We start from the raw sequence: 3,158 nt of genomic DNA on the forward strand, positions 1-3,158 counted from the left end.
GCCCTGAGTTCTTCCGGCTCCAGCGTGCGCCCGTGGTCGGCCAGCACCACGTTGCCCCGTGCCACGCTGATGCCCCTGAGTGGCTGCCCCTCGAGCACGCTGCAGAGGCACAGTGCGAAGGGCAGGGCGTCGGCTACGGCCCACTCCACCTCCAGCAGCGGCAGGGGCTGGGCGGGGTTGGCGGGGTCGGGCACCAGCGGGTCTTGGCCCGGCGTGACCCGGCTCAGCCGCACCACGTGGCGCTTCTGGCGGTCGGCGTCGGCCTCGAGCCCGCTCTTGGCCCCCTTCACCTCCTCGAAGAGCAGGTAGTCGCCCGCCTTCAGCCGCAGCTTTGCGCCGGGGTCTTGCAGGGTGGCCTGGGCGGCCCCTTTGGGCAAGCAGCAGTCTTCGTCGCCCCAGGTGTGCAGCTCGATGCGGTTGTGGGCCTCAAAGAGGGGCAGGTCGTGCAGGGTCTCGAAGGCCTCAGGCATCTGGCTCAGGGCTTCGGCGAGCCGGTCGGGAGGGAGCACGGTGCCGCTGGCCTCGAGCCGCGTCAGCAGCAGGCTGCCGGGGCGGTGGGTGCTGGGGTCGGGGCCGGGCAAGACCAGGCCGTCGGCGGCGGGGGCGACCTCGAGGCAGACCCAGGCCCGCGCGTTGCAGCCGTCGTGCATGGGGTAGTCCAGCAGCCGGGCGTGCCGCCGCAGCGAGATGCGCTGCCGCGCGGTGCCCAGGTAGGCTTCGGTGGCCACGGCGTCCTGGTAGTAGCTCAGGTGGTCGCCCACGTAGGCCAGCAACTCCACCAGTGCCACCTGCAGGTCGGCGGGCGAGCCCTCCTGCCAGCCGGGCATGAGCAGGGCCAGCCGATCGAGCATCAGGCGGCGGAAGCTGGCGTAGTCCTTGGCCAGGTAATCCAGCCGGGGCTCGCTCAGCGCCTCGGGCGGACACTCCTCCTCGGGGGCGCAGTCGAAGTCGCTGGGGCACTCGACCTTGAAGGAAAACTCCACCTCGGAGAGTTGGGCGTCGAAGCCGGAGGGCGGAGTGGGGATGGAGGGGCTTTGCACCAGCCGCAGGGTGTAGCTGGAGTAGTCGCCCTCCTGCTCGGTGCGGATCACCAGCACCTGCTGGGGGTCGGGCAGACTCGTGAAGTAGCGGCGCTCCTCGAGCGTCACCAGGCTGTTGGGCACCTGGGCGGCGTCGGCGGGGTTGGTGGAGAACTCCGAGGCCACGTAAGCCCAGCGCACCCGCACCCCCCGGATGCGCACGCCCCCCTCGAGGCGCACGTTGCCCTGGCGCAGGGGCGGGTTGATGGCCTTGAAGCAGCGCAAGAGCAGGGTGCGCTGCCGCTGGGCGGGGCTGGGAGCCTCCTCGTCGAGCACCTCGAGGTAGTCGATGCCGTTGTAGTCCACGCCGTCGAGGCCCGGCTGGGCCAGTCGCAGGGCGCGGGCGGGGTTCTTGCAGCGGTACTGGGTCATGACCGCCTCACGGGCTGCGCCGGAAGCGCTCCACCCGCCGCTCCTGGGTGCGCCGCACCACGTACTGCACGGTGACCTCGAGGGTGGCCTCCTGGCTTTGCACCCGCACCGCCTCGACCAGGATGTAATCGGCCAGCCACTGTTGCAGGGCTCCCTGCACCGCGAGCTGGGCGCTCGAGGCCAGCGGCTCGCTGTTGGGCTCGAAGATCAACCGCAGCAGCCCGCTGCCGAAGGTGGGCCGGTTGACCCGCTCCCCTGGGCTGGTGAAGAGCACCTGCTCGATCAGGTCGCGCACGTAGGTGTCGCCCTCGGTGGCGGCGGTGCGCCCCTTGCCTGCGATGCGATAGGGAAAATCCATCCTCACGCCGATCCCTCCCCTCTAGATCCCCCTGACCCGCGTCTGGGTCATCACCACGACGACCCCCGTGCCGTTGGGGGCGCAGATGGCCTGACTGTCCTGCAAGAGCGCCGGCACGCCCCCCACCCGCACCCGCGTGGCTGCCGTGACCCACTGGGCCGTGACGCAGGGCATGGGGTTGCCCGCCGGGGTGGTGAAGGGGCAACCCGCCACGCTGTGGGGGGCGCTCTGGGTCACCACCATCTGGCCCATCACCTTGACCCTGGGGTTGGGCGCGGTGGCCTGTGCCTGCCCGCCGTGCAGGCACAGCACGCTGGCCCCCTGGTGCAGCAGGAATCCGGGCACTAGATCACCTCCAACGCTCCGTTGTTGACCGAGACCTGCGGCCCACTGAGCTTGATCACCCCGCCCATGCCGTTGTTGATCTCGATGCCGGTGGGGCTGAGCACGATCTTCTGGCCGCTGGCGGTCTCGAGGGTGATCCCCCCGATCCCCGGCGTGTCGTCGAGCAAGATGCTGGTCCCGCCCGAGGTCTTGAGCAGCACCTTCTGGTCGGGCAGGGGCAGCAGGGTGGGGGGCATCTCGGCCACCGAGCCCCACCAGGTCCCGCTCCAGATGGGATACTCGGGGTCGCCGTGCTCGAACTCGATCCACACCCCCGCTCCCACCTTGGGCAGGGCGAAGAAGCCCATCCCGCTCCCGCCGAAGGGCGCGCAGGGCATGGCCCAGCCGCTCTCCTGCTCCCCCATCACGTCGGGCACCCGCGCCCGGATGCGCCCGAGTTGCAAGGGGTCGCGGTTATCGCTGACCACGCCGCGGTATTTGCCGTAGAAATTGGGCATAAGGGTCACCTGTTTAGAGGGTCGATAGCGGGTCGTACGTCCTGCGTCGTACGTCGTACGTAAGCCGCCAAACGCCGAACGCCAAACGCAAGACGCCTTGGCCCTCGACCCTCGACAGGCCAGGGGCCGCTAGGCTCGAGCCTAGCGCTGGACGGGTAATGCCTTATCGAAGGGGTCATGGGCGAACCTAGAGGGGAGGCAATAGGGGCAGCAGGGTGCCGATGCCCTCGCGGGAGAGGCCGAAGCTTTGGGTGTAGCTCGACTGCCGCAGGTCGATGCGGTGGGTGACCTGGCGCACGTAGTAGTAGCCGTCGTAGGAGAGGCCCACCCCGCGCAGCCCCACCAAGCGGCGGTTGCGCAGCACGTGCCCGTAGCGCACGGTGTCCAGGCTGCCGCGCACTTCGATGGGCTCGGGGGCCGACATGCTCTGCGAGAGGCCAGCCAGGGCGGCCTGGGCCGGGTTGCGGTTGGCGCTGTCGCGGGTCAGGGTGGTGCGCAGGGCGGGGG

Annotated in this window: 5 protein-coding genes; all 5 read right to left on the bottom strand. The window is 70.2% G+C overall.

Annotated elements, in window-relative coordinates; translation table 11 throughout:
- Nucleotides 1-1,451, bottom strand: a 1,451-nt coding sequence (locus tag Mrose_RS18090) for a baseplate J/gp47 family protein (RefSeq protein WP_220452365.1), incomplete at its 3' end; no start/stop codon positions are given.
- A 7-nt stretch (nt 1,452-1,458) separates the two neighbouring features.
- The gene (locus tag Mrose_RS18095) at nt 1,459-1,809 is read right to left on the bottom strand and encodes a GPW/gp25 family protein (protein WP_220452366.1); all 351 of its coding nucleotides are present in this window, start codon (nt 1,807-1,809) and stop codon (nt 1,459-1,461) included.
- A 21-nt stretch (nt 1,810-1,830) separates the two neighbouring features.
- A complete protein-coding gene (locus Mrose_RS18100; protein ID WP_119280618.1) occupies nt 1,831-2,154 on the bottom strand; it encodes a hypothetical protein in 324 nt (107 codons plus the stop codon).
- Complete coding sequence (locus Mrose_RS18105) at nt 2,154-2,651, bottom strand: phage baseplate assembly protein V (RefSeq protein WP_119280619.1); 498 nt, start codon at nt 2,649-2,651, stop codon at nt 2,154-2,156. Before Mrose_RS18105 ends, Mrose_RS18100 begins: the two co-directional genes overlap by 1 nt.
- Nucleotides 2,652-2,838: 187 nt before the next feature.
- Nucleotides 2,839-3,158 (bottom strand): hypothetical protein (locus Mrose_RS19090; protein WP_220452367.1); only part of this gene is annotated, 320 nt, incomplete at its 5' end.

The organism is Calidithermus roseus, assembly GCF_003574095.1.
GTDB lineage: Bacteria > Deinococcota > Deinococci > Deinococcales > Thermaceae > Calidithermus > Calidithermus roseus.

What these genes read in the sequence shown, in the direction of transcription:
- Mrose_RS18105 (WP_119280619.1), bottom strand. Translation starts at nt 2,651, where the DNA reads ATGCCCAATTTCTACGGCAAATACCGCGGCGTGGTCAGCGATAACCGC.
- Mrose_RS18095 (WP_220452366.1), bottom strand. Translation starts at nt 1,809, where the DNA reads ATGGATTTTCCCTATCGCATCGCAGGCAAGGGGCGCACCGCCGCCACC.